This window comes from Arsenicibacter rosenii, from assembly GCF_001870735.1.
Classification (GTDB): Bacteria; Bacteroidota; Bacteroidia; order Cytophagales; family Spirosomataceae; genus Arsenicibacter; species Arsenicibacter rosenii.
Genome location: NZ_MORL01000119.1, coordinates 1 through 1,711, shown reverse-complemented (window position 1 = coordinate 1,711; position 1,711 = coordinate 1). Strand labels below are relative to the sequence as shown.

Sequence of the window (1,711 nt, the reverse complement as noted above, 5' to 3'; positions counted from 1 at the left end):
TGTTGACTGATGTGCAATCGGAGGACTGTCAGATTCCACCTCCATAGTGGCTATAGCCCATGCGTCAGACACCTTATTCTTCACTGTCTGCCGCGCAACCATACAGCTGATGAGGAATAATATCTAATATATTATGATTACCCGACATTGTGTGCTTCTTAAAAACTTTCCTTTCAGGACTTCCCTGATCCGCGTTATGGTAGTATCCAGTTTGATTTAATTTCGTTTTGATAACATCAAAATGAAGGGTATTATCATAAACCACATCAATATCGATTATTGGTTTAGCTGCCAGTATAGGAGTTGCTGTGCTTCCGATATGTTCTATATTTGTGGCAGGTATTCTACCTGTCTTTATTACGTATTAAAATCAGTTTTGTTGCTCCACTGACAGGTTATTAAAAATTAAACCCAAAATGAAATCCCGGTTCTCCGTAGATGAATTTAGACCATTTATCATCCAACTGTTTAAATCCATCAGGCATTTTTGTGTGATAAGCCCGGTGGGTAATTGCAACTGATGGTTGAATAAAAAACCTGTCTTTAAAAAGTTTGATGTGATAACCTATACGGTAAGTATTGAAAACCTGAAATCCATTGCCATCTTTTTTGCCGTCATCATTCACGAAAATTTGCCAGCCAGGCATTACATTAAGTTCGGTATATAAGCCTTTCCAAAAAAAACGTTGGTAAGCTACTGATAAGCCATATTCACGAACATATCCCGGAAATTTTTCTTCCGGCTTTCCGTATGAGTTGTTGAAAAACGGATGAATACCATTGGGCCAGGCATATTTCCATGTTTTTGGTTCTAATGTGATTACATCTTTTCCTGTAATACGATAGCCAAAATTGAGTTGAGCGAAGTTAGGGGGATTTGTGGTCGCCAAATTACCCAATAAAAATAGCGTGCTGCCAACAAACCACTGGTTGTAAGTACTGTCTTGTTTTTCATATTGTGCTTTGGCCTGTAGAGTGCCTTGCAGCACTAAGAAAAAACCAATCCAGAAAATTTTCCTTTGCATATCTGTTTGAATTGCTGTTAAACGAGAATACAAAGGTAGATGAGATATTTCCTAATCTCGTTCACTTAAGTTAAGAAATAACTTACTGTTTCCTTTTTTTGACACTTCTGGTTTATGGTGTGCTTGCGAGTTAACTTTAAAAAATACTAAAAATTTAATTGTCTTTGCGTATTTATTTAGAAACCTGCTGAGTTTGCATAACTTCAGCAGGTTCATATGTGGTTTGAATCACTAACGTCAACTAGCCATTTCAGTTTAAAACCTAAATCCAAAATCAAGCCCGGGTTGAATAAAGTAGTTATTCCATTTTTGTTCTACTGCTTTAAACGTTTCCGGAACGTTGGTTCTTACCGGCCAATAACTAATTCCAATAGCTGGTTCAAAAAAGAATCGCCCTTTAAAAAAATTAAACTGGTAACCTAAATAAAAATCCAGGTATAATGTGTACCCATTCCCAATCTTCTTGTTATTCTCATCCATATATTTTTCAAAAGCATTCAATGCATAAACGGATGTATAGACACCTTTCCACCAAAACCGCTGATATCCTATCTGAGGAGCAAGTATGCGTGCATGTCCAGGATAATTTAGTCCCGGTGCGTCAAATGATGGTCCAAAAGGGATACCAATTGGCCAGGCATAAATAGACCTTTTGAATCTAAATTGAATAACATCCTTGGGTGTTA

General features: G+C 37.0%; 3 protein-coding genes. All 3 read right to left on the bottom strand.

Annotated features, from left to right (window positions below; translation table 11 throughout):
* Positions 1–73: 73 nt before the first annotated feature.
* Entirely contained in the window at positions 74–319 is a 246-nt protein-coding gene (locus BLX24_RS34145; RefSeq protein WP_374755028.1) for a GrpB family protein, read from the bottom strand.
* Between the two features lie 79 nt (positions 320–398).
* A complete protein-coding gene (locus BLX24_RS30200) occupies positions 399–1,025 on the bottom strand; it encodes a hypothetical protein (RefSeq protein WP_071506895.1) in 627 nt (208 codons plus the stop codon).
* A 255-nt stretch (positions 1,026–1,280) separates the two neighbouring features.
* Positions 1,281–1,711, bottom strand: a 431-nt coding sequence (locus BLX24_RS30195; protein ID WP_071506894.1) for a hypothetical protein, incomplete at its 5' end; no start/stop codon positions are given.